The following is a 24,565-nucleotide window of genomic DNA, read 5'->3' as shown; positions in this document are numbered from 1 at the left end:
AAACCCTCGCTTGACCGGGCGCGGCGTTTCGGTGACCACCACGCCCGGTCAGCAGGGTCAGACCACCAGCGGGCGCGCCGTCGGTGGGATCGGGGTGGGCAACGTCGACGATCCGGTGAGGAACGCGTCCACGCCGTTCGCGCAGGACCGTCCTTCGGCGATCGCCCAGACGATCAGCGACTGGCCGCGACCGGCGTCACCGCAGGCGAAGACACCGTCGACCGAGGTCTGGTACGCCTTGTCCCGCTTGACGTTGCCGCGCTCGTCGAGCTCGACGTCGAGCTGCTCGAGGAAGCCTTCCTTCTCCGGCCCGAGGAAGCCCATCGCCAGCAGCACCAGCTGCGCCGGGATCGTCCGCTCACTCCCGGGAACGGGCGTGAACCGCCCGTCGACCAGCTCGACCTCGACCAGGTCCAGCCCGGCGACCTGACCGTTGTCGTCGGCCACGAAGTTGTTCGTCGAGACGGCGTACACCCGCTCGCCGCCCTCCTCGTGCGCCGAGGCGACCCGGTAGATCATCGGGTACGTCGGCCAGGGGTGCGCCTCCGGCCGCTCGTCCGACGGGCGCGGCATGATCTCCAGCTGGGTGACGCTGCGCGCCCCCTGGCGGTGCGCCGTACCGAGGCAGTCCGCGCCGGTGTCACCGCCGCCGATGATCACAACATCCTTGTCGGTGGCAACGATCTGGTTCTCGACCGTCTCGCCGAGCGCGACCCGGTTGGCCTGCGGCAGGTACTCCATCGCCTGGTGGATCCCGCCGAACTCACGGCCGGGCACCGGCAGGTCCCGGGCGGCGGTCGCGCCGGTGGCGATCACGACGGCGTCGTACCGCTGCTTGAGCTGGGTCCCGGTGACGTCCACGCCGACGTTGACGCCGGAGCGGAAGACCGTGCCCTCCTCCTTCATCTGCTGGATGCGGCGGTCGACCTGGATCTTCTCCATCTTGAACTCGGGGATGCCGAAGCGGAGCAGCCCGCCCGGCGCCGAGGCGCGCTCGTACACGGCGACGGTGTGACCCGCCCGGGTCAGCTGCTGGGCGACGGCCAGACCGGCCGGGCCTGAGCCGACGACCGCGATCGTCTTGCCGGTCAGCCACTCCGGCGGCTGGGGCCGGACGTCGCCGGCCTCCCAGGCCTTGTCGATGATCGCGACCTCGACGTTCTTGATCGTCACCGGTTCCTGGTTGATGCCGAGCACGCAGGCCGGCTCGCAGGGCGCCGGGCAGAGCCGGCCGGTGAACTCGGGGAAGTTGTTGGTCGCGTGCAGCCGCTCGATCGCCCCGGTCCAGTCGTCGCGCCAGACCAGGTCGTTCCACTCCGGGATCAGGTTGCCCAGCGGGCAGCCGGAGTGGCAGAACGGAATCCCGCAGTCCATGCACCGGCCGGCCTGCTTGCCGATGATCGGCAGCAGCGCCTTGCCGGGTCCGCCCGGGTAGACCTCTTTCCAGTCCTGCTTGCGTTCCTCGACCGGGCGGCGCTCGGCCACCTCCCGCGGGGTGGTCAGGAATCCCTTCGGGTCAGCCATCAGATGGCCTCCATCATCGCTCGCGTGGTGGCGTCCTCGTCCAGCCCGTCGCGCTCGGCGGCCGCCTTGGCCGCCAGCACCCGGGCGTAGTCGCGGGGCATCACCGTGGTGAACCTGGCCTCGGCGGCGGTCCAGTCGGCGAGCAGCTTGGCCGCCCGCTCCGAACCGGTCTCCTCGTGGTGACGGCGGACCAGGTCCTGCAACAGGTCGGACTCCTCGCCGGTGAGCGGAAGCAGGTCGACCAGCTCCGGGTTCACCAGCGACGGGTCCAGGTCGAGCACGTGGGCCACGCCGCCCGACATGCCCGCCGCGAAGTTCCGCCCGGTGGCGCCGATCACGACGACGCGGCCACCGGTCATGTACTCGCAGGCGTGGTCGCCGACCGCTTCGACGACCGCGGTGGCACCGGAGTTCCGGACGCAGAACCGTTGCCCCGCGCCACCGTTGATGAACAGCTCACCGGACGTCGCGCCGTACGCGATGACGTTGCCGGCGATGATCTGGTCGGCCGCGTCGAACCGCGCGTCGCGGTCCGGGCGGATCACCACGCGGCCACCGGACAGGCCCTTGCCGACGTAGTCGTTGGCGTCGCCCTCCAGCCGCAGCGTCACCCCGCGCGGGACGAACGCCGCGAACGAGTTGCCGGCCGACCCGGTGAAGGTCAGGTCGACGGTGCCGTCGGGCAGCCCGGCCGCGCGGTACTTCTTGGTGATCTCGTGGCCGAGCATCGTGCCGACCGTCCGGTTCACGTTCCGGATCGGGAGCTGGGCCCGGACCGGTTCGCCGTTGTCGATCGCCGGCGCGCAGATCCGGATCAGCTCGTTGTCGAGTGCCTTGTCCAGGCCGTGGTCCTGCGGCACGGTCTGGTGCAACGACGCACCCTCCGGTACGGCGGGCACGTGCAGGATCGGCGACAGGTCGAGCCCGTCGGCCTTCCAGTGGTCGACCGCGCGCTTGATGTCCAGCACCTCGGCGTGGCCGATCGCCTCGTCCAGCGTGCGGAACCCGAGCTCCGCCAGGTACTCGCGGACCTCCTCGGCGATGAACTCGAAGAAGTTCACCACGAACTCCGGCTTGCCGGCGTACCGCTCGCGCAGGACCGGGTTCTGCGTGGCGACGCCGACCGGGCAGGTGTCCAGGTGGCAGACGCGCATCATGATGCAGCCCGACACGACGAGCGGCGCGGTGGCGAAGCCGTACTCCTCCGCACCCAGCAGCGCCGCGACGACGACGTCCCGGCCGGTCTTCAGCTGGCCGTCGGTCTGGACGACGATGCGGTCGCGCAGCCCGTTGAGCAGCAGGGTCTGCTGGGTCTCGGCCAGGCCGAGCTCCCAGGGACCGCCGGCGTGCTTCAGCGAGGTCAGCGGAGCCGCACCGGTCCCACCGTCGTGACCGGAGATCAGTACGACGTCCGCGTGCGCCTTGCTGACGCCCGCGGCGATCGTGCCGACCCCGACCTCCGAGACCAGCTTTACGTGCACCCGTGCGGACGGGTTCGCGTTCTTCAGGTCGTGGATCAGCTGGGCCAGGTCCTCGATCGAGTAGATGTCGTGGTGCGGCGGCGGCGAGATCAGGCCGACGCCCGGCGTCGAGTGCCTGGTCCCGGCGACCCACGGGTACACCTTGTGGCCGGGCAACTGCCCGCCCTCGCCGGGCTTCGCGCCCTGCGCCATCTTGATCTGGATGTCGTCGGAGTTGGTCAGGTACTCCGCGGTCACGCCGAACCGGCCGGACGCGACCTGCTTGATCGAGCTGCGCAGCTCCGGGTCGTGCAGGCGGTTGGCGTCCTCGCCGCCCTCACCGGTGTTCGACTTGCCGCCGAGGCGGTTCATCGCGATCGCCAGCGTGGTGTGCGCCTCGGCGCTGATCGAGCCGTAGCTCATCGCGCCGGTGCTGAACCGCTTGACGATCTCCGACACCGGCTCGACCTCGTCGATCGAGATCGGCTCGCGGCCAGAGTCGAAGCCGAAGAGACCGCGCAGCGTCATCAGCCGCTCGGACTGCTCGTCGACGCGGCTCGTGTACTGCTTGAAGATGTCGTACCGGCCGGTCCGCGTGGAGTGCTGCAGGCGGAACACGGTCTCGGGGTCGAACAGGTGCGGCTCGCCCTCGCGCCGCCACTGGTACTCGCCACCGATCTCGAGCTTGCGGTGCGCCGGCAGGATCCCGCTGGCCGGGTAGGCCCGCAGGTGCCGCCGACGGACCTCCTCGGCGACGACGTCCAGGCCGATGCCGCCGAGCTTGCTCGACGTACCGGTGAAGTAGGCGTCGACCAGGTCCGGGGACAGGCCGGTCGCCTCGAAGATCTGCGCTCCCGTGTACGACGCGACGGTGCTGACGCCCATCTTGGACATCACCTTGAGCACGCCCTTGCCGAGCGACTTCACCACGTTGCGGACCGCCTGCTCGGGGTCCACCCCGGGCAGGTAGGTGCCGCGCCGGGCCAGGTCCTCGGCGGACTCCAGCGCCAGGTACGGGTTGACCGCGGCAGCGCCGTAGCCCATCAGGACCGCGACGTGGTGCACCTCGCGGACGTCACCGGCCTCGACGACCAGGCCGACCTGGGTGCGGGTCTTCTCCCGAACCAGGTGGTGGTGCACCGCGGAGGTGAGCAGCAGCGACGGGATCGGCGCCTTCTCGGCGTTGGAGTGCCGGTCGGACAGGACCAGGATCCGGGCGCCGTCGGCGATCGCCGCCGACGCCTCGGCGCAGATCTCGTCCAGCCGGTCCTTCAGCGCGTCGCCGCCACCCTCGACGTCGTACACGCCGCGCAGCACCATCGTCGCCAGGCCCGGCATGTCGCCGTCCAGGTTGATGTGGCGCAGCTTGGCCAACTCGTCGTTGGTGATCACCGGGAACGGCAGCACCACCTGACGGCAGGACGCCGGGCCGGGGTCGAGCAGGTTCGCCTCCGGGCCGAGACTCGACGACAGCGAGGTCACCAATTCCTCACGGATCGCGTCCAGCGGCGGGTTCGTCACCTGGGCGAACAGCTGCACGAAGTAGTCGAACAGCAGGCGCGGCCGGTCGCTCAGGACGGCGATCGGGGTGTCCGTGCCCATCGAGCCGATCGGCTCGGCGCCGGTCTTGGCCATCGGGGTGAGCAGGACCCGCAGCTCCTCCTCGGTGTACCCGAAGACCTGCTGGCGACGCGTCACCGACGCGTGGCTGTGGACGACGTGCTCGCGCTCGTGCAGGTCCTCGAAGCGGATCAGGCCGGCGTGCAGCCACTCGTCGTACGGGTTCTCGTCGGCCAGCGCGGACTTCACCTCGGCGTCGGTGACGATCCGGTGCGCCTCGACGTCGACCAGGAAGATCCGGCCCGGCTCGAGCCGGCCCTTCTGGGTGACCGTGGCCGGGTCGATGTCCAGGACGCCGGCCTCGGAGGCCAGGACGACCAGGCCGTCTTCGGTGACCCAGTACCGCGAGGGACGCAGGCCGTTGCGGTCGAGGACCGCGCCGACCTTGGTGCCGTCGGAGAACACGACGCTCGCGGGGCCGTCCCAGGGCTCCATCAGCGTGGAGTGGAACTCGTAGAACGCGCGCCGCTTCGGATCCATCGTGGTGGCGTTCTCCCACGCCTCCGGGATCATCATCAGCATCGCGTGCGGCAGCGACCGGCCGCCCAGGTGCAGCAGCTCGAGCACCTCGTCGAACGACGCGGAGTCGGACGCACCCGGCGTACAGATCGGGTACAGCTGCTCCAGGTCGCCCGGGATCAGGTCGCTCGCGAGCAGGGCCTCGCGGGCGCGCATCCAGTTCCGGTTGCCCTGGACGGTGTTGATCTCACCGTTGTGGGCGATGTACCGGTACGGGTGGGCCAGCGGCCAGGACGGGAACGTGTTGGTGGAGAACCGGCTGTGCACGACGCCGATCGCCGAGGCGAGGTCGGGGTCGGTCAGCTCGGGGAAGAACTTGTCCAGCTGGTCGGTGGTCAGCATCCCCTTGTAGGTGATGGTCCGCCCCGACAGCGACGGGAAGTACGTCGCGGTCTCGCGCTCGGCGCGCTTGCGCAGCCGGAACGCCATCCGCTCCAGCGCCAGGCCGAGCACGCGGCCGGCCTTCGACGCGACGAACAGCTGCCGGAACACCGGCATCACCGAGCGCGCGGTCGCGCCGAGCAGGTCCGGCGTGGTCGGCACGTCGCGCCAGCCGAGGACGGTCAGGTTCTCCTCGTCGGCGAGCTCCTCGATCCGGGCCACCGCCTTGGCGGCGTCGTCCGGGTCCTGCGGCAGGAACGCGATCCCGGTCGCGTACGCGCGCGCGACCGGCAGCTCGAAGTCGCACACCTTGCGGTAGTACGCGTCCGGGACCTGGATCAGGATGCCGGCACCGTCGCCGGAGTCGGGCTCGGCACCGGAGGCGCCACGATGCTCGAGGTTGCGCAGGGCGGTCAAAGCCTTGGCCACGATGTCGTGGCTCGGTTCACCGGTGAGGGTGGCGACGAAGGCGACACCGCACGCGTCGTGCTCGTGCTTGCCGTCGTACAGACCCTCACTCGGGAATGGGGGGCGACCAAACATTCAGGGGCTCCCGTCGTCCTACGGTCAACAACTGGCCGCGGGACAACACTGGCCCAAGCCGGGAGTCCCGAGACTACCTCATGACGCCCGACAGGTGGACAGTCGTTTCACGCCCGGGCGCCCTTTCACCGTTGAGTGTCACGCCCTGTAAGCAAGCGCTCACTCCGTCGCTCTATCTTCGCAGGTGGGACCGTCTCCCGACCACCCGAAACCAGGTGAACATCCGGCGTGTTCTGGTCCAGGCTGGTCGGTGTGCATCCTTCGTGGACCCCGCTCACGCTCGGCACCGGCCAGCACAACGGCGGTGTTTGGCGTACGTCGGAGGGCGCGGTGGTCAAGCGCCTCGTGCGCGGGGCCGAGGAGCCCCGTCACCACGCGTACTGGCGGCGGCAGGCGCTGGTGGCCGAGTCCGGGGTCGTACGGCGTACGTCGGGGCTGAGGGCGCCGGAGACGCTGCGCGTGGAGGAGGACGCCGAGGGGATCACGTTGTGGACGGAGTGGGTGGAATCTGTCACCTTCGATGATCTCTTCGTGGCAGCTGCCTTGGGTCGCTTCGCCGGCGTTGAGCTGTCTGAGCCGTCGTGGGGTGCTCGCGACGTCCTGCCGACTCGGTTGGAGACTGTTGCCCGGCGTGGCGGGTGGTCTGCGCTGGGTGACGCCGGCCTGAGCGATTCGTTGCTCAAGGCACTCAACTGGCTGTGGACGCACCGCGAGGCCGCTCTCGCGGAACTCGCGGCCTTGCCGCGGGTGCCGACGCACGGGGACGCGCATCCGGTGAACCTGCTCGGTCGTGACGGTGACGACGTGATCGCGATCGACTGGGAGCAGTTCGGGCTCGGGCCGCTCGGCTTTGATCTCGGGTACCTGTTGCTGGCGTCGATGCGGTCCTTGGACGACCTGGTCGACGCCTTCGGCGATCCCGGCGTACGGCGTGGCGCCGTACTGGTTGCCGCCTTCACCGCTGCCTCGCGGGCAGCCTGGTCGCTCAGCCAGCCGGAGCCTGGCGAGCACGTCCGGCGGCTGGTGGAGCTGGAGGAGGTCATCTACCTCGCCTGCGACCAGGCGCCGTGGAGCGTCGGGCTCAGCCGAGGCCGGGGCCGGCGAGGGTGCCTACGAAGTAGGTGAGGGCTGCGGCGGTGCCGCCGAGGAGGAGTTGGCGGAGGCCGGAGTACCACCAGGAGCGGGTGGTGACACGGCTGACGACGGCGCCGCAGACGAAGAGGGCGGTGAGGGACATGATCAGCGCGGGGAGGACGTTGGAGGCGCCGAGGAGGTACGGGAGGAGCGGGATCAGGGCGCCGACGGCGAAGCAGACGAACGACGAGGCGGCGGCGACGACCGGGGACGGGAGGTCGTTCGGGTCGAGGCCCAGCTCTTCGCGGACGTGCTCCTCGAGCGCCTGGTCGGGGTTGGCGTGGAACTGCTTGGCGACTTGGTCGGCGAGCTCGGGGTCGAGGCCCTTGGCGCGGTAGGTGTCGGCGAGCTCGTGCTCCTCGTCCCTGGGGTGCCGCTGAATCTCCAGCCGTTCGACCTCGATCTCGGCCCGCGCCAGCTCGCGCTGGGAGGCGACCGAGGTGTACTCCCCCGCCGCCATCGAGAACGCCCCCGCCGCCAGTCCGGCCAGCCCTGCCAGCACGATGAACCGCGAGCCCGACGCGGTGCCGCCGTCCATGCCCGCGATCAGCGCGAAGTTGCTGACCAGCCCGTCCATCGCGCCGAACACCGCCGGCCGGAGCCACCCGCCGGTCACGTCCCGATGGACGTGGTCCCCGGAGTGCTCCGCGGAAACAGCAGCAGGAGACGAAGTGCGCGGCACTCCATCTCCTGCTGGGGTTGTGCTTTCGTCAGTCACGAGACCCGTCGGCGGGCGTGGTCGAGTCGCTCTGGGAGGCGCCACCGGAGGGGACGCTCGCAGCCTCCGGCTGCTTGCCGGCGGCCCCGCTCGCGCCTTCGGCGTTGAGCGACGCGTTGCCAGCCGGCTGGTCGCCGCCGGACTTCGCCCCCTCGCCCTTGGCCGGCAGCGAGCGATCCGCGTCCTCTGAGTCGTCGGAGGAGGTATCCGGCGTGGTGCCTTCGACGACCTCCGGCGCGTCGGCCGGAAGGGCCTCACCCGGAGTGTCGTCAGCGGCCGCCGGAGTGACGCGAATGTCCTCCTGACCCGGCCGCGTGCGGGCGCTGATGACGAAGAAGACCACCGCGGCGGCGAAGACGATCAGCGAGGTCCAGACGTTCAGGCGCAGGCCCAGGACGTGGTCGGCCGTGTCGATGCGGAGGTTCTCGATCCAGGCGCGCCCGACGGTGTAGCCCGCGACGTACAGCGCGAAGGCTCGCCCGTGACCGAGGCGGAAGCGACGGTCGGCGAGGATGACCAGGGCCACGACGCCGAGGTTCCAGAGGGCTTCGTACAGGAACGTCGGGTGGAAGGTCGCGTACTGCTCGAAGCCGGCGACCCGGTGCGCGGGGTCGATCTCCAGGCCGAACCAGTGCGTGGTCGGGCGCCCGTAGAGCTCCTGGTTCCAGTAGTTGCCGAACCGGCCCAGGACCTGGGCCAAGGCGATCCCGGGCGCCATCGCGTCGGCGACGGCGAGGAACGGCACCTTGTGCCGGCGGCAGGCGATCCACGCGCCCAGGGCACCGAACGCGATCGCGCCCCAGATGCCGAGCCCGCCGTTCCAGATCTTCAGCGCGTCGATCGGGTCCAGCGGCGAGTCCTTGCCGAAGTACCGGCCGGCGTCGGTGACGACGTGGTAGATCCGCGCGCCGACCAGGCCGAACGGCACCGCCCACATGATGATGTCGGCGAGCACCTCCGCCGAGCCGCCGCGGGCGACCCAGCGCTTCCGGCCGAGCCAGTAGCCGACGAAGATGCCGGCCAGGATGCACAGCGCGTACGCACGCAGCGGCAGACCGAACAGGTGCCAGACACCCTGGCTGGGACTGGGAATGAAGGCCGGCACGATCACGGCGGGCAGCAGACTAGACATGGCAAGGACGAACGCTACTCGACCCTCCCCACCGCGACCACCGACCGGCGGTCACGATGGGGACTCGGAGTGCGACCGGATCAGCCCTTCGCCTCGTTGACGGCCGCGGTGATGCCTTCCGGCGTCAACGCGTCGGCCGGCAGCATCTTGTCGTTGACGAAGACCGTCGGCGTGCCCTCGACCTTGCGGGTGTTGGCCTCCTGGCCGACCGACTCCAGCCAGCTGCCGTACTTGTTGTCCTTGACGGCGGCCTCGAAGGTACCGTCGTCGATCTTCAACTGCTTGCCGAGCTCGATCAGCTGGTCCTGCGTCCACGACTTCGCGAAGTCGGCGTACAGCTCGTCGGCGTAGCTGCGGGCCTTGCCCTCGGCGGCGGCGGCCGCGAAGGCGTTCGCCAGCCGCGGCGAGTTGTCCGGGTTCACGAACATCAGCGGCCAGTAGGTCAGCGTGACCGTGCCGTCGTCGACGAGCTGGTTGATCGTGTCGCCGGCCTCGTCCTCGAAGTCCTTGCAGTGCGGGCAGCGGAAGTCCAGGTACAGGTCGATGTTGACCTTGGCGCCGGCCTTCCCGACCTTGACGCCCTGACCGTTGGTCCCGGGACCGGTGATCACGGTCGGCTCCGGGCCGCCGGTCGAGCTGACCTCGACGCCGGAGTTGCTGCGCCAGTACTGGACGCCGACACCCGCGCCGAGCGCGAGGACCAGGATCACCACCACGACGACGCCGGGTCCGATCCGGCGCTTCTTGGTCTCCAGCAGTGGGTTCACCGGGGTTTTGCTCTTGCTCACGACGCCGTGGCTCCTGTCGGTACGTGGGGATCGGATTCGAGGGCGAACTTGCTGAGCGGGCGGACGAACAGCCAGCCCGCGAGGACCAGCAGACCGGTGTCGCGCAGGATCTCCTGCAGGTACCTGGTCGGGCCGGCCGCGACCTCACCGCCGCCGCCGAAGCAGCCGCAGTCGATCGAGAGGCCGCGGGCCCAGGCGGACGAGACCGCGGCGATGAACACCACCATGAAGACCCCGGCGGCCGCTCCGGCCGGCCGGGTTCCGAAGCCGACGATCAGCAGCAGGCCGATCGCCATCTCGAGGAACGGCAGACCCCACCCCACCGGGGTCACCAGTGCATCAGGCAACAACTCGTAGGCCCGGACGGCCTGCGCGGCCGTCGCCGGGTCGGCGACCTTGAGCGCGCCGGCCACCAGCATCACGGCGCCCAGCGTCAGCCGGGCCGCCGTCGACACCCAGGGCAACCAGGCCCGCGGAGTCACCGGTTGTCCTCCACCAGCTTGCCGAAGTCGTGCGCCATGTCACCGATCGCGGCGTTGTCCAGCCACAGCACGGTGGCCTTCTCGTCCTTGCCGAAGCCGAGCACCTGGGCGCCGTGGCCGACCTCGTACCCGCCGGACGGCAGCTTCTTCATCCCCTCGACCGGGACGCCGACGGCCTTCGCGATGTCCTTGATCGAGGTCAGCGAACCGGTCAGCCCGACGAACGACGGGTCGAACCGGTCCAGGTACTTGCGGATCACCGGCCCGGTGTCGCGCGCCGGGTCCGTGGTGACGAACAGCATCTGGACGTCGTCGCGGACCGGCTCGTCGAGCTTGGTCAGCGCGGAGGCGACGTCGGCCATCACGGTCGAGCAGACGTCCGGGCAGTTGGTGTAGCCGAAGAAGACCAGCGTGACCGGCTTCTTGGTCGACGTCCGCAGGTTGAACTCGTTGCCCGCGGTGTCGGTCAGCGACTTGGCCGGCAGCGCGTACGGCCGCTCCAGCACCGCGCCGCGCAACCCGTTGGGGTCGCCCGAGGCGGTGCGGATCACCGCCCCGCCCGGATTGTCGGCCTGCTGCTTCTGCCCGCTGCTGCACCCCGCGAGGGTGAGCAGAGTCACCGCGGCGAGGAGAACGGCCGCGTTCCTGGTTCGACTCACGGGCGTACTAACGAGCGGCGGGAGCCGTGGGTTCCCGCCGGACGCCCGCGGCCAGACTTTCGGTCAGTTCCCGTACGCCGGCCGGCCCGCCCGCGGTCAGCGCCTTCACCAGCGCCGACCCGACGATCACCGCGTCCGCGTACGTCGCGACCTCGGCCGCCTGGTCGCCGTCGGACACCCCGAGCCCCACACCGACCGGAATCGCCGTGGTCGCCTTGGTCCGGGCCACCAGCGGCGCGGCCAGGTCCGAGGCCTGGTCGCGGGTCCCGGTGACGCCCATCACGGCGGTCGCGTAGACGAAACCGCGGCAGTTCGCCGTGGTCATCGCGATCCGCGCGTCGGTCGACGACGGCGAGACCAGGAACACCTTGTCCAGCTCGTGCTTGTCGGCCGCGGCGATCCACTCGGCGCCCTCGTCCGGGATGAGGTCGGGCGTGATCAGCCCCGCTCCCCCGGCCGCGGCGAAGTCGGCGGCGAACCGGTCCACGCCGTACCGCTCGATCGGGTTCCAGTAGGTCATCACCAGCACCGGTACGTCGGAGTACGCCGCGAGCTTCTCGACCGTCGCGAGCACGTCGCGCGTGCGCAGCCCGGCGGACAGCGCCGCCTCGGCGGCCCGCTGGATCGTCACGCCGTCCATCACCGGGTCGCTGTACGGCAGGCCGAGCTCGACCACGTCGACCCCGCCGTCGATCATCGCCTTCACCGCATCGACGGCCAGGTCGATCGTCGGGTAGCCGGCGGGGAGATACCCCACCAGTCCGGTCCGCCCGGCGTCCTGCGCCTTCCGGATCGCGCGTCCCGCGTTGCCCAGGGCAACCAGCTCGTCACTCATGCCCGGTGGCCCTTCTCGATCAGGCCGAACCACTCGCCGGCCGTGTCCATGTCCTTGTCGCCGCGGCCGGACAGGTTCACCAGCAGCACGGCCTCCGGGCCGAGCTCCTTGGCGATCTCCAGCGCGCCGGCGATCGCGTGCGCCGACTCGATCGCGGGGATGATGCCCTCGGTCCGCGCCAGCAGCTTGAGCGCCTCCATCGCGGCCCCGTCGGTCACCGGCCGGTACGACGCCCGCCCGGTCTCCGCGAGCCACGCGTGCTCCGGGCCGACGCCCGGGTAGTCCAGACCGGCCGAGATCGAGTGCGACTCGATCGTCTGGCCGTCGTCGTCCTGCAGCAGGTAGGACCGGGCGCCGTGCAGCACACCGATCTGGCCGGCGGTGATCGTCGCGGCGTGCCGGCCGGTCTCGTACCCGTCGCCGCCGGCTTCGATCCCGTACAGCTTCACGTCCGTGTCCGGGACGAACGCGGCGAACAGGCCGATCGCGTTCGAACCGCCACCGACACAGGCGATCGCCGCGTCGGGCAGCCGGCCGAGCAGCTCGAGCGACTGGGCCCGCGCCTCGTCGCCGATGCCGCGCACGAAGTCGCGCACCATCGCCGGGAACGGGTGGCCGCCGGCCGCCGTACCGAGCAGGTAGTGGGTGTTGTCGACGCTGGAGACCCAGTCGCGCAGGGCCTCGTTGATCGCGTCCTTCAGCGTCCGGGAGCCGGTCTTGACCGGGATCACCTCGGCGCCGAGCAGCTTCATCCGGGCCACGTTCAGCGCCTGGCGCTCGGTGTCGACCTCGCCCATGTAGACCACGCACTCGAGGTCCAGGTAGGCGCACGCGGTCGCGGTCGCGACACCGTGCTGGCCGGCGCCGGTCTCGGCGATCACGCGGGTCTTGCCCATCCGCTTGGTCAGCAACGCCTGGCCGAGCACGTTGCGGACCTTGTGGGCGCCGGTGTGGTTGAGGTCCTCGCGCTTGAGCAGGATCCGCGCGCCGGCGACGTCGGACAGCCGGGTCGCGTCGTACAGCAGACTCGGGGTGCCGGCGTACTCGCGCAGCATCCGCTCGAACTCGTCGGTGAAGGACTTGTCGGCCATGGCGCCCTGCCACGCGGCCGTCAGCTCGTCCAGCGGGCCGATCAGGGCCTCCGGCATGAACCGGCCGCCGAAGCGGCCGAAGTGCCCGAGCTGGTCGGGGAGCAGTGCAGTCATCTCTTCGCCTTCCGACCCCGGGTCGGCCAAGGCCCGGAAACCGCGCCGCGGGCTCAACCGGAGTTGAGCCCGCGGACGGTCACAGGACCCTGCCGAAGCAGGGTTCTACGTCTCAGTGACGCTGCTGGATGGCGGGGTGCGATCCGGCAGCGACCAGATCGGCGACCGAGGAGCGGGGATCGCTGCCGGTCACCAGGGTTTCACCGACGAGGACGACATCGGCCCCGGCGCGCGCGAACTCGATTACATCACGCGGGCCGCGGACACCGGACTCCGCCACCCGGACCAGGTTGGCCGGGATGCCGGGCGCGACCCGGGCGAAGGTGTCCCGGTCGATCTCGAGGGTCTTCAGGTTGCGGTTGTTCACGCCGATCAGCTGAGCCCCGGCGTCCACCGCGCGCTTGGTCTCCTCCTCGTCGTGCACCTCGACCAGCGGGCACAGGCCGATCGACTGGGCCCGCTCGATCAACGAGACCAGCGCCTCCTGCTCCAGCGCCGCCACGATCAGCAGCACCATGTCCGCACCGGCCGCGCGGGCCTCCCACAGCTGGTAGGAGGACACCACGAAGTCCTTGCGCAGCACCGGTACGTCGACCCGGCCACGGACCGCGCGCAGGTCGTCGAGGCTGCCGTTGAAGCGCCGCTTCTCGGTCAGCACCGAGATCGCCGCCGCACCGCCCTGCTCGTACTCCCCGGCCAGCGCGGCCGGGTCGGTGATCTCGGCCAGCTCGCCCTTGGACGGGCTGGACCGCTTCACCTCGGCGATCACCGCGATCCCGTCGCCGCGGAAGACCGGCATCGGGTCCTTGGCGTCGGGCATCCGCTGGGCCTCGAGCTTGAGGTCGTCCAGGCTGACCAGCGCCTGGCGCTCCGCGAGGTCCTCCCGGACCCCGGCGAGGATGTCGTCAAGCACAGTCATGTCGTGGTCCGTCCGTCAGGAGTGGTCGCTGGACTTGGCACCGAAGCCGAGCAACTGCATCACCTTGCCGACCAGACCGCCGGCCACCGCGATCGCGGCGGAGATCCAGAACAGCACCCAGTTCGGCCCCATCACCATCGCGATGGCGCCGAGCGTGAAACCGACCAGCACGATCACCACGGCGGTCCAGGCCGCCGGAGTGCTGCCGTGCAGGCCGCCCGCGTGGGCGTCCTCGCTCTCGTACGTCGCCGGTACTTCCGTGCTGGTTTTATCCGTCACCTGCGCCACTCCTCGTCGTCGTCCCGTCCTATTGTGGCGGTAGCCCGCCGCGATCAGATCGTCGGGTCCTCACCCGCGTCGATCGCCTTCCACTGATCCGCGGGCGTGGCGGCCGGATCACGCTCGTAGCGCCGGGTCGGGCGCCGCCACCGGTGCGCCGTCAGTACGCCGACCAGCCCCGCCGCGACCAGCGCCACGCCCCCGGCCAGCGCCAGCCAGGGAGCCGGTCCGGTGCTCAGTCCGACGTGGTCGGTGACCGCCTGGCTGAGCTCGGGACGGATGCGGCCCAGCTCGGTCGTGCTCGGCCGGACCTGCAGCGCGACCCAGACGGCGGCGACCCCCATCAGCAGCACCAGGACGGACAGGATCCGGCGGACCGCCGTACCGGCGAGCTTGACGACGACCACCGCGACCACGGCGGCCAGTCCCATCGTCAGTGGAGCGCGGGTGACGGCGTACCCGTTGAAGTCGACCGACGGGCGGCCTCCACCGGGGTCGGCGGTCGACCAGGTCAGGTACGCCGACAGCGCGAGCAGCGCCAGCGCCACGACGGCGAGCAGGTCGACGAGTCGTTGCGGCTTCTGCATCAGACCTCGGTGAAGGTTCCCGCGACGGCGATCGCGTTCAGGACGGCCGCGGCCTTGGTGCGGCACTCGGCGTCCTCGGCGGCCGGGTCGGAGTCGGCGACGATGCCGGCGCCGGCCTGGACGTAGGCGGTCGATCCGCGCAGCACCGCCGTACGGATCGCGATCGCGGTGTCGACGTCACCGGCGAAGTCCAGGTAGCCGACGACGCCGCCGTACACGCCGCGGCGGGTGACCTCGAGCTTGTCGATGATCTGCATCGCCCGCGGCTTGGGGGCCCCGGACAACGTGCCGGCCGGGAACGCCGCGGTCAGCGCGTCGAACGCGGTCTTGCCGGCCGCGAGCCGCCCGGTCACCGTCGACTCCAGGTGCATCACGTGGCTGTACCGGCGGACGTCCATGAAGTCGACCACCTCGACCGTGCCCGGCGCGCAGACCCGGCCGACGTCGTTGCGGCCCAGGTCGACCAGCATCAGGTGCTCGGCGCGCTCCTTGGCGTCCGCGCGCAGCTCCTCCTCCAGCGCGTGGTCCTCCTCCGGCGTCACACCGCGGCGGCGGGTGCCGGCGATCGGGTGCAGGATCACCTTGTTGTCGGTGACCTTGACCAGTGCCTCGGGGCTGGAGCCGACGATGTCGAAACCGTCCAGGCGGACCAGGTACATGTAGGGGCTCGGGTTCGAGCGGCGCAGCACCCGGTAGATGTCGAGCGCGCTCGCGGTCGTCTCCAGCTCGAAGCGCTGGGACACGACGATCTGGAACGCCTCGCCCGCCCGGATCTCCTCCTTGGCGTGCTCGACGGCCTCCCGGTACTCCGCGCTGGAGCGCTGCCGGTGCGGGTCCGCCTGAATCTTGCGATCGGCCCGGACGACGTACGACGGCGTCGGCCGCGCCAGGTCGCGCTCCATCGCGTCGAGGCGGCGGACGGCGTCGGCGTACGACTCGTCGACGCGCTCGTCGGAGTCGTCCCAGTTGACCGCGTTCGCGATCAGCCAGATCTCGCCGGTCTCGTGGTCGAGCGCGGCCAGGTCGGTGGCGAACAGGAACGTCAGCTCGGGCAGGCCCAGGTCGTCGACCGTTGTGTCGGGCAACTTCTCCAGCCGGCGCACGGCGTCGTACCCGAGGAAGCCGACCATGCCGCCGGTCAGCGGCGGCAGGTCGGGCAGGCGCGGGGTGTGCAGGATCTCGAGGGTCTCGCGGAGCGCCTGCAGCGGGTCGCCGGTCTCCGGCAGGCCGACCGGCGGGTTGCCGGTCCAGATCGCCTCGCCGTTGCGCTCGGTCAGCGTCGCGGCGCTGCGGACGCCGATGAACGAGTACCGCGACCAGACGCCGCCGTTCTCCGCCGACTCCAGCAGGAACGTGCCCTCGCGCTCGGCCGCGAGCTTGCCGTAGACACCGATCGGCGTCTCCGCGTCGGCCAGCAGGCGGCGCGTCACCGGGATGACGCGCCGGTCCTTGGCGTACTCGCGGAAGGTCTCGATGGTCGGAGTGTTCACGCCGTGACCTCGATCTCGCCGTGCTCGAAGCAGCTGCGGGTGCCGGTGTGGCAGGCGGGACCTTCCTGGTCGACCAGCACCAGCAGGGTGTCGGCGTCGCAGTCGACGAGGATCTGCTTCACGTGCTGGCGATGCCCGCTGGTCTCGCCCTTCACCCAGTACTCCTGACGGCTGCGCGACCAGAACGTGCTCCGCCCGGTCGCGGCGGTCCGGCGGACGGCTTCGGCGTTCATCCAGCCGACCATCAGCACCTCGCGGGTGTCGTACTGCTGCACCACCGCCGGGATCAGCCCGGCCGCGTCGAAGGTCAGCTCCTCGATACTCACCGCCCCATTGTCCCTCAGCCCGGGTGGCAGCCTGACCAGGAGGTCAGGACCGGACGCCGAGGTCGGCCTGACAGCCGCGCGCCGGGCTGACAGGATGTGGGAATGACGACGAGTGTGGCGCGGGTGCAGACGCTGTTGCAGAACCATCCGCTGATCGACGGGCACAACGATCTGCCGATCGCGTTCTACGAGTTGTGCGACTACGACCTGGACGCCTACGACCTCAGCGTCTCGGTGCCGAAGCTCAACACCGACCTGCCGCGGCTGCGGCTCGGGCAGGTGGCGGCGCAGTTCTGGTCGCTGTGGGTGCCGCAGGACGACGACGCCGTACGGCGGACGTTCGAGCAGCTCGACTTCGTGCACCGGCTGGTCGCGCGGTTCCCGGAGTCGATGGCGCTGACGCCGACCGCGGACGAGGTCGAGGCCGCGTTCAAGGAGCGCCGGATCGCGTCGCTGATGGGGATGGAGGGCGGGCACTCGATCGGTGAGTCGCTCGGCGTCCTGCGGGTGATGCGCGCGCTCGGCGTCCGGTACATGACGCTGACGCACAACAACAACGTCTCCTGGGCCGACTCGGCCACCGACGAGCCGGTGCTCGGCGGGCTGAACGAGTTCGGCGAGCAGGTGGTCGCCGAGATGAACCGGATCGGCATGCTGGTCGACCTGTCGCACGTCTCCGCCGACACCATGCGGCACGCGCTGCGCGTGACCACCGCGCCGGTGATCTTCAGCCACTCGTCGGCACGCGCGGTCTGCGACGTCCCGCGCAACGTGCCGGACGACGTCCTGACCACGCTGGCCGGGAACGAGGGCGTCTGCATGGTCACCTTCGTGCCGTACTTCGTCTCGCAGCCCTTCGTCGACTGGGTCGCCGAGGCGCGTGAGCTGGCCGAGTCGATGGACCTGGACCCGCTGAAGCCGGCCGACCAGAAGAAGATCGCGGCGGCCCACCCGAAGCCGGCGCCGAAGGCGACCCTGGAGGACGTGGTCGCGCACGTCGAGCACGTGCGCGAGGTGGCCGGGATCGACCACATCGGTCTCGGCGGCGACTACGACGGGTGCCCGCAGTTCCCGGTCGGGCTGCCGGATGTCGCGTCGTACCCGTCGCTGTTCTACGCCCTCGCCGACCGCGGCTGGTCCGACCAGGACCTGGCGAAGCTTGCTGGAGGCAACATCCTGCGGGTCCTGCGCGCGGCCGACGAGGTCTCCGGCTAGGCCTTCCGGTACTGGTCCCGGCGCTGCGGGAGCAGCTCGAAGCCCGCGCTGCGGTAGGTCGCGATCGCCCCTTCGTTGAAGCACGGCGTCAGCACCTGCGCCCTCGACGCGCCGAGCTCCCGCAGCGCCGCGGCCCCGGCGAGCGTCATCGCCCGCCCGTACCCGTGCCCGCGATGGTTGCGGTGGACCCCCAACGGCTCGATCAGCCCGGGCCGCCCCTTCCCCGCCGACCACACCGTGATCGCCCCGACCGCCTCGCCGGCCGCGTCCCGCCCGATCAGGCACCGCGCCCGCGCGTACGGCGTACCGCCGGCCATCGCGTGCCACCGCTCCTCGCTGAACGTCGACCCGTCGAACGACGCCCGCTGAACCCCCACCCGCACCGCCGCCGTCTCGGCCGTCACGATCTCGACCGCCAGCCCGGAGTCCTCCACCGGCTCGGCCAGGTCCCGCTCCAACGGTTGCCACGGATCATCCAGCTCCCACCCCGCGACGAACAACAGGTCCCGCACCCGGGAGTCGTTCGGCGTCTCCAGGTACACCTTCCCCTCGACCAGTACGCCGGCCGCCGGGTCGGCCACATCCGCGGCGATCCGCCGCGCCAGCTCCTCGTCCTCCTGCGCGCCCGGAGCGATTGCCACCCGCAACAGATCCGGCTCGTCCAGCATCCCGACCGCCAGCAACTCCCCGTCCCGGGCCCACGTCCGCACCGCCGCCGCGGTCTGCTCAGCGCCGTACCGCCAGAACCACCCGAGATCCCCCGGATGCAGTTGCACCGCCCCGCCGTCCACCTGCCACTCCGCCAACCGCGCCACCACCAGCTCCAGCCCACCCACCGCCGGAGTCTCCACCTCGATAGTCATCCCCAGATCCCACACCACGCGTCCCCAAAACGCACGCGACTGTCCGCCAGCCGCCCGAGGAGATCTGCACGGATTCGCCGACAACCCGCCCCCCGAACCCTCACCACCCTTCGCCTCGCTCCGCTCCTCGTCACATCCCGACTTTGTGCACCGGCCAGCCACCAAACCGCCGATGACATGACGGAGTCGTGCTCAAACTCGCCCAGCGCGGCCTGCCTCTCAACCCACCTTGAGCACGGTTCGGTCGCCGTACGACGTAAGACGTGGCTGAGGGGTGCTCAAAGTCGAGATGACGACCGAGTGAACCCGAGCGGGTAGGCGAACACCGCCGCGACGTTGTCCACAGTGGAGGAAGTCGGCGGGGTGCAGTGACGGCGGCCCGGCAGCTTGTAGGTATGGAACGGTTAAAAGACGAAGTTCGGTCGCGGCTGGCCGAAGTACGGGCGGTGCCGCAGGGGCGGGCCGCGCTGTGGGAGTTCGGGCTGCGGGATCACGACCTGAGACGGCTGGTGCGCAACGAACGACTCCGTCGCTTTCACCACCACTACCTGGACGGCGGATGGGATGAACTGACCGCCCGCGCCGCGTGTGCCCAGGCCGCGTACTCCGGCTCGGTGATCAGCCATTTCACAGCAGCGGAGCTGGACGGTCTGTCCGTCTGGTGCGATCAGCGGCGGCCCGGTGCACCAGCGGTCGGCGCGATCTGGCTGACGAGGCAGCCCGCAGCGCGCCGGAATCAACGGCGCAGCGACATCGTCGTACGACGGGCCGGCCTTCCCCGCGACGAACAGCTCGGCGCGCTCGACTTTCCTCGTACGACGACCGCCAGGACGGTCGTGGACCTCGCCCGGGAGCTACCGTTCCGCGAGGCCGTCGTCACCGCCGACCACGCCCTGCGTCGTGGTGTGGATCCAGACGCATTGCAACTCGTCCTGGATCGCCAGCACCAGTGGCCGGGCGTCCGGCGTGCCCGCGAGACGATCGCCTTCGCCGACGCCAGATCCGAATCTGCACTCGAATCCATCGCGCGTGCTGCCTTCGCGAGCGGCGGGCTACCGGCACCGATCCTGCAGGCGAGTTTCTGGACCGGCTCCGTTTGGATGCCCGAGCGGGTCGACTTCTGGTGGCCGGAGTTTCGCACTGTCGCCGAAGCGGACGGGCTGGCCAAGTACGACGGTTCCACAGCCGAGGACCGCCGCTGGCAGCTACGCCGTGGTCATCTCCGCGACCAGCGGCTGAGCGACCGCGACGTCGAGCTGGTGCACTTCGGCTGGGAGGACGTCGCCGGCGACCCGGGCCGGTTGATCCATCGCCTGAGAACTGCCTTCACCCGAGCCGAACGCCGTACCGGCGAACCTCCGGTCTGGTCTGCCCCATCCGCGCACCAGTCGCAGTAGCAACGCCCCCACGCCCACGCCGACCACCACCACGGCGGACCTCGCCGTCTACGCCACTTTGTGCACCAGCCAGTCGCCGTACGGCGGAATTCGTGGCCGAGCGGTGCACAAAGTCCGATTCGGACGGCTGGGCGGTGCACAAAGTCCGATTCGGAGGGGTGAGGGCGTGGCGGGATAGGGGGCTGGGGGATGGAGGGTTCGGCTCGTTGCGGACGGTTCGGGCCGCGCGAGTCCGCACAGCGGACCCCTCGTGTTTGGTGAATTCGGCATCGGGCACGGGGCGGGCTCACCGTGTTGATCGACAACGAGGAGTAGTTGTGCTGACCTTGACGGAGAACGCGACTCTGGTCATCAAGTCCATCACCGGCGTCGACGGCGCGCCGGAGGGTGCCGGCGTGCGGATCTCCCAGGAGAACCCGACCGACCCCTCCCTGGCGGTGACGACGACCGAGGCCCCGGCGCCGGGCGACCAGGTGGTCGAGGAGAGCGGCGCGCGGGTGTTCCTGGAGCAGAACGCGGCGAGCACGCTGGACGACAAGATCCTGGACGCCGCCGTGGACGACAAGGGTGGCGTGGAGTTCCTGCTGGTGCCGCAGCCGGGGGCCGGGCAGGAGAACGGCGCCGCGCCGACGCCGTCGTAGCACCATGAGCTGGGCGTGCTGCCTCAACAGCACGGCCCCCTGAACGACAGGGCGGTCCCGGAGCCTCTTTCCTCCCTCTCCGGACCGCCCTGTCGCACGTCTCAGGAAGGGAAGGAAGGAAAGCGAGGGAGGAGGCGGCCCGCCGGGATCAGCGCAGGCCCTGTCAGCCGGCCGAACGCTGGGCGATCCAGCTGGCGTGCAGGCGGGAGTAAATTCCGTTCAGCACCAGCAGTTCCGCGTGCGGACCGCGTTCCACCACGCGGCCCTCGTCGAACACCAGCACCTCGTCGGCGGCTTCGGCGGTCGACAACCGGTGCGCGATCGTCACCGACGTACGGCCGGCCATCAGCCGCTCGAGCGCGGCGTTGACCCGCACCTCGGTCCCTGGGTCGACAGCGGACGTCGCCTCGTCGAGCACCAGCAGGTCCGGATCCGCGATGTTCGCCCGCACCAGCGCGACGAGCTGCCGCTCACCGGCCGACAGGGACTCACCCCGCTGACCCACCGGCGAGTTCAGCCCGTCGGGCAGCGACTCCAGCCAGTCCGTCAGCCCGAGCGACTCGAAGGCCTCCAGCAGCTGGGCATCAGTCACGTCGGGCCGCCCGAACCGCACGTTGTCCGCCAGCGACGAGTCGAACAGGTACCCGTCCTGGGGCACCATCACCACCCGCTCCCGCAGCGAGCTGAACGCGATCGTCCGCGCGTCCGCGCCGTCCAGCAGCACCGCGCCCGACGTCGGGTCCATCAGCCGCGTCAGCAACTTCGCGAACGTCGTCTTGCCCGAGCCCGTCTCGCCCACGACCGCGACCCGCCGGTGCGGCTCCAGCCGCACGTTGACGTCGCGCAGTACCAGCTCCCCTTCCGGGTAAGCGAAGTTCACGTCCGCGAACTCCACCGTGATCGGCCCGCGCGCCTGCGTCACCCCGTCGTCGCCCGGGTCCACCACGTCGGCCGGCGTAGCGATCACGCCGAGCACCCGCCGCCATCCGGCGAAGGCGCTCTGCGCATCCGTCAGCACCTGCGTGGCGATCTGCACCGGGTCGGAAAACAGCGCGACCAGGAACATGAAGGCCAGGATCTCCCCCAGCGTCGCGTTCCCGTCCACGCCGAGCAGCACGCCCGCCGTCAGGACACCGGCGTTCGCCAGGCCGGCCGCCAGACCACCGATCGAGAACGTGATCCCGGTGATCGCCTGCGCCCGCGTCGCCGTCCGCCGGTAGTCCTCGATCGACGCGTCGATCCGCTGCTGGGTGCGCCGCTCGATCGCGTAGGCCCGGACAACCTGCGCGCCGACCACCGGCTCGGCGATCGCGGACAGCATCTCGCCGACCTTGGCCCGCACCACGCCGTACGCCGCGGACATCAGCCGCTGCAGGGACTTCAAGCTCGCGAACAGCGGGATGAAGCAGATCAGCACCACCAGCGCGAGCTGCCACGAGTAGACGAACATGACGACGGTCGCGAGCAGCATCTGCCCGATGCTGACCAGGAAGATGAACCCGCCGAACTGCAGGAACTGCGACACGGTGTCGACGTCGGACGTCACGCGGCTCACCAGCGCGCCGCGCCGCTCGGTCGACTGGGTCAGCACCGGCAGGTCGTGCACGTGCCGGAACGCCTTGATCCGCATCGTGGCCAGGCCGCTCTCGGAGTTGACCGCGAGCCGCACGGTGGTCAGGTACGACGCGAAGGCGGTAACCAGGATCCCGCCCGCGCACGCCACACACATCCACGCCACGAACGACATGTCGGGACCGCCCGGCCCGGACAGCCCCTTGTCGATGGTCTGCTGGACCGCGATCGGTACGACGATCCGCCCGGCCGTCATGGTCAGCGCGAGCAGCCCGGTGATCCACCACCCGCGGGCCAGCTCCGGCGACACCCGGATCCCCTGGCGCAGGGTCTCCAGTCCTCCGGCGTTGTCCCCGGCGTCGAGCCGGGTCGCCTCGGCGGCACTCACGCGCTTGCTCCTTCGCTGTCCAGATCGTCCAGTTCGGCGGCCAGCTCGGCCTCTTCCTCGCGCCGCGCGGCGTCCTTCTCGTAGGCGTCGACCAGGTCGCGGTACGCGAGCGACTTCTCCTGCAGCTCCAGGTGCGTGCCCTGCGCCGCGATCCGCCCGTCGGCCAGGAACAGCACCTCGTCGGCGAGCGAGATCGTCGCCTTCCGGTACGCGATCACGAGCACGGTCGTGTCCGACCGCCCACCCTGTACGGCGCTGCGCAGGCCGGCCAGGATCCGGGCCTCGACCTGTGGGTCGACCGCGCTCGTCGCGTCGTCGAGGATCAGCAGCCGCGGCCGCCGGACGAGTGCCCGGGCCAGCGCGATCCGCTGCCGCTGGCCGCCGGACAGCGTCGTACCGCGTTCGCCGACCTTGGTGTCGAGACCGTCGGGCAGCGACCGGATGAAGCCCTCGCCCTGCGCGATCCGCAGCGCGTCCCAGATGTCGTCGTCGGTGAAGTCGCCGCCGAGCGTGATGTTGCCGCGGACCGTGTCGTCGAACAGGAACGCGGTCTGCGCGACCAGGGCGACCGACCCGGCCAGCTCGTCGCGGGCCAGCGTCCGCAGGTCGACGCCGTCGATCCGGACCGCGCCCTCCTCGGGGTCGACGAGCCGGGTCAGCATCGTGGTCAGCGTCGACTTGCCGGCGCCGGTCGGGCCCACCACCGCGACCGTCCGCCCGGGCTGGACGGTGAAGTCGACGCCGGCCAGGACGTCGCGCTCGGGCAGGTACCCGAAGCGGAGGTTCTCGACGTCGAGGCGCGCGGCCTTGATCGAGGTGAGCTTCTGGTCGCCGTACTCCATCCCGCCCTCGGCGGTGAGCACGCGCTGGACGCGGTCCCAGCCGACGACCGAGCGCGGCAGCTCGCCGAGCACCCAGCCGAGCGCCCGGATCGGGAAGCCGATCAGCGTGAACAGGAACGCGACCTGGACGACGTCGCCGGCGTCCGCGGCGCCCGACCGCACCCGGCCGACGCCGACCAGGAGGACCAGCAGGACGCCGATCCGCGGCAGGCCCTCGATCACCGGGTCGAAGGCGCCGCGGGCCCGGTTGACCGCGATGTTCGCGTCGCGCAGGGCCGTCGTCGGCCCGGTGAAGCGCTCGGTCTCGGCGGCCTCGCGGCCCAGCGTCTTGACCACCAGCGCACCGTCGAACGACTCGTGCGCCACCTCGGACACGTCAGCGCGCAGCTCCTGCGCGCGGGTGGCGAGCGGCTGCAGCACCCGCTGGAAGATCACGTTGGCGACGAACACCAGCGGGAAGACCAGGCAGCCGACCAGCGCCAGCCAGACGTCGGCGGCGAACATCGCGGCGGTCGCGAAGGCGAGCATCGCGATCACGCCGACCGCCATCGGCAGCGGTGCGATCGGGTACCAGGTCGACTCGACGTCGGCGTTCGCGTTGGACAGCAGCTGGCCGGTCGGGTGCCGGTGGTGCCACTCCAGCGGGAGCTTCAGGTACTGCCGGGTGACGCGGCGCCGGTACGTCGCCTGCAGGCGGAACTGCATCACGCCCGCCCCGACCCGCCGGCCGACGACGCCGATCGCGCGCAGCACGGCGATGCCCAGGAACAGCGAGACCAGTGACGCCAGCGCGCCGAAGGTGGTGTCGCCGCGCTCGAGGGCCGGGCGGATCACGTGGTCGGTGGCCCAGCCCAGCGCCCAGCCGTCGGCGACCGTCATCGCGCCGTACAGCATGCTCGCCAGCACCGAGAGCGCGAAGACCCACGGCTCCTCGGCGATCGCGACGCGCAGGACCGCGAACCCGCGCCGGGTCACGCTCCCCTTGCTGGGGACTTTCGGCAACGGCACGAGGCATCCTTCGTCACGACGGTGTGTCAGGTGTGTAG

21 protein-coding genes are annotated in these 24,565 nt (G+C 70.7%); 4 read left to right on the top strand and 17 right to left on the bottom strand.

Annotated features, from left to right (window positions below):
* Positions 1-57 precede the first annotated feature (57 nt).
* Both ABD235_RS05115 and gltB read right to left on the bottom strand, forming a co-directional pair.
* On the bottom strand, positions 58-1,524 hold the full coding sequence (locus tag ABD235_RS05115; RefSeq protein WP_344170123.1) for a glutamate synthase subunit beta: 1,467 nt from the start codon (positions 1,522-1,524) through the stop codon (positions 58-60).
* Positions 1,524-6,047: a glutamate synthase large subunit gene (gene gltB / locus ABD235_RS05110; RefSeq protein ID WP_344170120.1), complete on the bottom strand. Its 4,524-nt coding sequence runs from the start codon at positions 6,045-6,047 to the stop codon at positions 1,524-1,526. The genes ABD235_RS05115 and gltB overlap by 1 nt, the downstream gene beginning before the upstream one ends.
* A 252-nt stretch (positions 6,048-6,299) precedes the next feature.
* Here gltB and ABD235_RS05105 point away from each other — a divergent pair, with 252 nt between their 5' ends.
* Complete coding sequence (locus ABD235_RS05105; protein ID WP_344170117.1) at positions 6,300-7,172, top strand: phosphotransferase; 873 nt, start codon at positions 6,300-6,302, stop codon at positions 7,170-7,172.
* Here ABD235_RS05105 and ABD235_RS05100 read toward each other — a convergent pair.
* From ABD235_RS05100 to hisI, 12 genes are all read right to left on the bottom strand, one after another.
* A complete protein-coding gene (locus ABD235_RS05100) occupies positions 7,129-7,863 on the bottom strand; it encodes a VIT1/CCC1 transporter family protein (protein WP_344170114.1) in 735 nt (244 codons plus the stop codon). The genes ABD235_RS05105 and ABD235_RS05100 overlap by 44 nt on opposite strands.
* A gap of 28 nt (positions 7,864-7,891) precedes the next feature.
* Positions 7,892-9,031, bottom strand: a complete 1,140-nt coding sequence (lgt, locus tag ABD235_RS05095) for a prolipoprotein diacylglyceryl transferase (protein ID WP_344170111.1) — start codon at positions 9,029-9,031, stop codon at positions 7,892-7,894.
* An 80-nt stretch (positions 9,032-9,111) separates the two neighbouring features.
* Positions 9,112-9,819, bottom strand: coding sequence for a DsbA family protein (locus tag ABD235_RS05090; RefSeq protein ID WP_344170108.1), 708 nt, complete (start codon positions 9,817-9,819; stop codon positions 9,112-9,114).
* The gene (locus tag ABD235_RS05085; RefSeq protein WP_344170105.1) at positions 9,816-10,301 is read right to left on the bottom strand and encodes a MauE/DoxX family redox-associated membrane protein; all 486 of its coding nucleotides are present in this window, start codon (positions 10,299-10,301) and stop codon (positions 9,816-9,818) included. The genes ABD235_RS05090 and ABD235_RS05085 overlap by 4 nt, the downstream gene beginning before the upstream one ends.
* On the bottom strand, positions 10,298-10,960 hold the full coding sequence (locus ABD235_RS05080) for an SCO family protein (protein WP_344170102.1): 663 nt from the start codon (positions 10,958-10,960) through the stop codon (positions 10,298-10,300). Before ABD235_RS05080 ends, ABD235_RS05085 begins: the two co-directional genes overlap by 4 nt.
* Before the next feature lie 7 nt (positions 10,961-10,967).
* Complete coding sequence (gene trpA / locus ABD235_RS05075; protein ID WP_344170098.1) at positions 10,968-11,795, bottom strand: tryptophan synthase subunit alpha; 828 nt, start codon at positions 11,793-11,795, stop codon at positions 10,968-10,970.
* Entirely contained in the window at positions 11,792-13,000 is a 1,209-nt protein-coding gene (gene trpB, locus ABD235_RS05070) for a tryptophan synthase subunit beta (RefSeq protein WP_344170095.1), read from the bottom strand. Before trpB ends, trpA begins: the two co-directional genes overlap by 4 nt.
* 112 nt (positions 13,001-13,112) lie before the next feature.
* Positions 13,113-13,919, bottom strand: coding sequence for an indole-3-glycerol phosphate synthase TrpC (gene trpC / locus ABD235_RS05065; protein WP_344170093.1), 807 nt, complete (start codon positions 13,917-13,919; stop codon positions 13,113-13,115).
* 15 nt (positions 13,920-13,934) lie between these two features.
* The gene (locus tag ABD235_RS05060; protein ID WP_344170090.1) at positions 13,935-14,198 is read right to left on the bottom strand and encodes an HGxxPAAW family protein; all 264 of its coding nucleotides are present in this window, start codon (positions 14,196-14,198) and stop codon (positions 13,935-13,937) included.
* A 53-nt stretch (positions 14,199-14,251) separates the two neighbouring features.
* On the bottom strand, positions 14,252-14,785 hold the full coding sequence (locus tag ABD235_RS05055; protein WP_344170087.1) for a Trp biosynthesis-associated membrane protein: 534 nt from the start codon (positions 14,783-14,785) through the stop codon (positions 14,252-14,254).
* Positions 14,785-16,275 carry an anthranilate synthase component I gene (locus ABD235_RS05050; RefSeq protein ID WP_344170084.1) on the bottom strand — a complete coding sequence of 497 codons (1,491 nt, stop codon included), beginning with the start codon at positions 16,273-16,275 and terminating at the stop codon, positions 14,785-14,787. The genes ABD235_RS05055 and ABD235_RS05050 overlap by 1 nt, the downstream gene beginning before the upstream one ends.
* Positions 16,272-16,601, bottom strand: coding sequence for a phosphoribosyl-AMP cyclohydrolase (gene hisI / locus ABD235_RS05045; RefSeq protein WP_344170081.1), 330 nt, complete (start codon positions 16,599-16,601; stop codon positions 16,272-16,274). The genes ABD235_RS05050 and hisI overlap by 4 nt, the downstream gene beginning before the upstream one ends.
* A gap of 102 nt (positions 16,602-16,703) precedes the next feature.
* Between hisI and ABD235_RS05040 the strand changes: the two genes are divergently transcribed.
* Complete coding sequence (locus ABD235_RS05040) at positions 16,704-17,816, top strand: dipeptidase (protein WP_344170078.1); 1,113 nt, start codon at positions 16,704-16,706, stop codon at positions 17,814-17,816.
* Here the strand turns inward: ABD235_RS05040 and ABD235_RS05035 are convergent.
* Entirely contained in the window at positions 17,813-18,679 is an 867-nt protein-coding gene (locus ABD235_RS05035; protein ID WP_344170075.1) for a GNAT family N-acetyltransferase, read from the bottom strand. The two genes, ABD235_RS05040 and ABD235_RS05035, sit on opposite strands and share 4 nt — an antisense overlap.
* 368 nt (positions 18,680-19,047) lie before the next feature.
* Between ABD235_RS05035 and ABD235_RS05030 the strand changes: the two genes are divergently transcribed.
* Complete coding sequence (locus tag ABD235_RS05030) at positions 19,048-20,076, top strand: hypothetical protein (protein WP_344170072.1); 1,029 nt, start codon at positions 19,048-19,050, stop codon at positions 20,074-20,076.
* Positions 20,077-20,393: 317 nt separating this feature from the next.
* Positions 20,394-20,717: a Fe-S cluster assembly protein HesB gene (locus ABD235_RS05025; protein WP_344170069.1), complete on the top strand. Its 324-nt coding sequence runs from the start codon at positions 20,394-20,396 to the stop codon at positions 20,715-20,717.
* A gap of 163 nt (positions 20,718-20,880) precedes the next feature.
* Here ABD235_RS05025 and ABD235_RS05020 read toward each other — a convergent pair whose 3' ends face one another.
* Both ABD235_RS05020 and ABD235_RS05015 read right to left on the bottom strand, forming a co-directional pair.
* Positions 20,881-22,677, bottom strand: a complete 1,797-nt coding sequence (locus ABD235_RS05020) for an ABC transporter ATP-binding protein (RefSeq protein ID WP_344170066.1) — start codon at positions 22,675-22,677, stop codon at positions 20,881-20,883.
* A complete protein-coding gene (locus tag ABD235_RS05015; protein WP_344170063.1) occupies positions 22,674-24,527 on the bottom strand; it encodes an ABC transporter ATP-binding protein in 1,854 nt (617 codons plus the stop codon). Before ABD235_RS05015 ends, ABD235_RS05020 begins: the two co-directional genes overlap by 4 nt.
* Between the last annotated feature and the right edge of the window lie 38 nt (positions 24,528-24,565).

The organism is Kribbella lupini, from assembly GCF_039529595.1.
Classification (GTDB): Bacteria; Actinomycetota; Actinomycetes; order Propionibacteriales; family Kribbellaceae; genus Kribbella; species Kribbella lupini.
Note: the sequence above shows the minus strand (reverse complement) of the source record. Positions and strands in the feature narration are given on the sequence as shown.

Excerpts from the sequence above, each read along its gene's own strand:
- gltB (WP_344170120.1), bottom strand. The coding sequence starts at position 6,047 with ATGTTTGGTCGCCCCCCATTCCCGAGTGAGGGTCTGTACGACGGCAAG.
- trpB (WP_344170095.1), bottom strand. The coding sequence starts at position 13,000 with ATGACTGCACTGCTCCCCGACCAGCTCGGGCACTTCGGCCGCTTCGGC.
- trpC (WP_344170093.1), bottom strand. The coding sequence starts at position 13,919 with ATGACTGTGCTTGACGACATCCTCGCCGGGGTCCGGGAGGACCTCGCG.
- ABD235_RS05040 (WP_344170078.1), top strand. The coding sequence starts at position 16,704 with ATGACGACGAGTGTGGCGCGGGTGCAGACGCTGTTGCAGAACCATCCG.
- lgt (WP_344170111.1), bottom strand. The coding sequence starts at position 9,031 with ATGTCTAGTCTGCTGCCCGCCGTGATCGTGCCGGCCTTCATTCCCAGT.
- ABD235_RS05035 (WP_344170075.1), bottom strand. The coding sequence starts at position 18,679 with ATGACTATCGAGGTGGAGACTCCGGCGGTGGGTGGGCTGGAGCTGGTG.
- ABD235_RS05115 (WP_344170123.1), bottom strand. The coding sequence starts at position 1,524 with ATGGCTGACCCGAAGGGATTCCTGACCACCCCGCGGGAGGTGGCCGAG.
- trpA (WP_344170098.1), bottom strand. The coding sequence starts at position 11,795 with ATGAGTGACGAGCTGGTTGCCCTGGGCAACGCGGGACGCGCGATCCGG.
- ABD235_RS05055 (WP_344170087.1), bottom strand. The coding sequence starts at position 14,785 with ATGCAGAAGCCGCAACGACTCGTCGACCTGCTCGCCGTCGTGGCGCTG.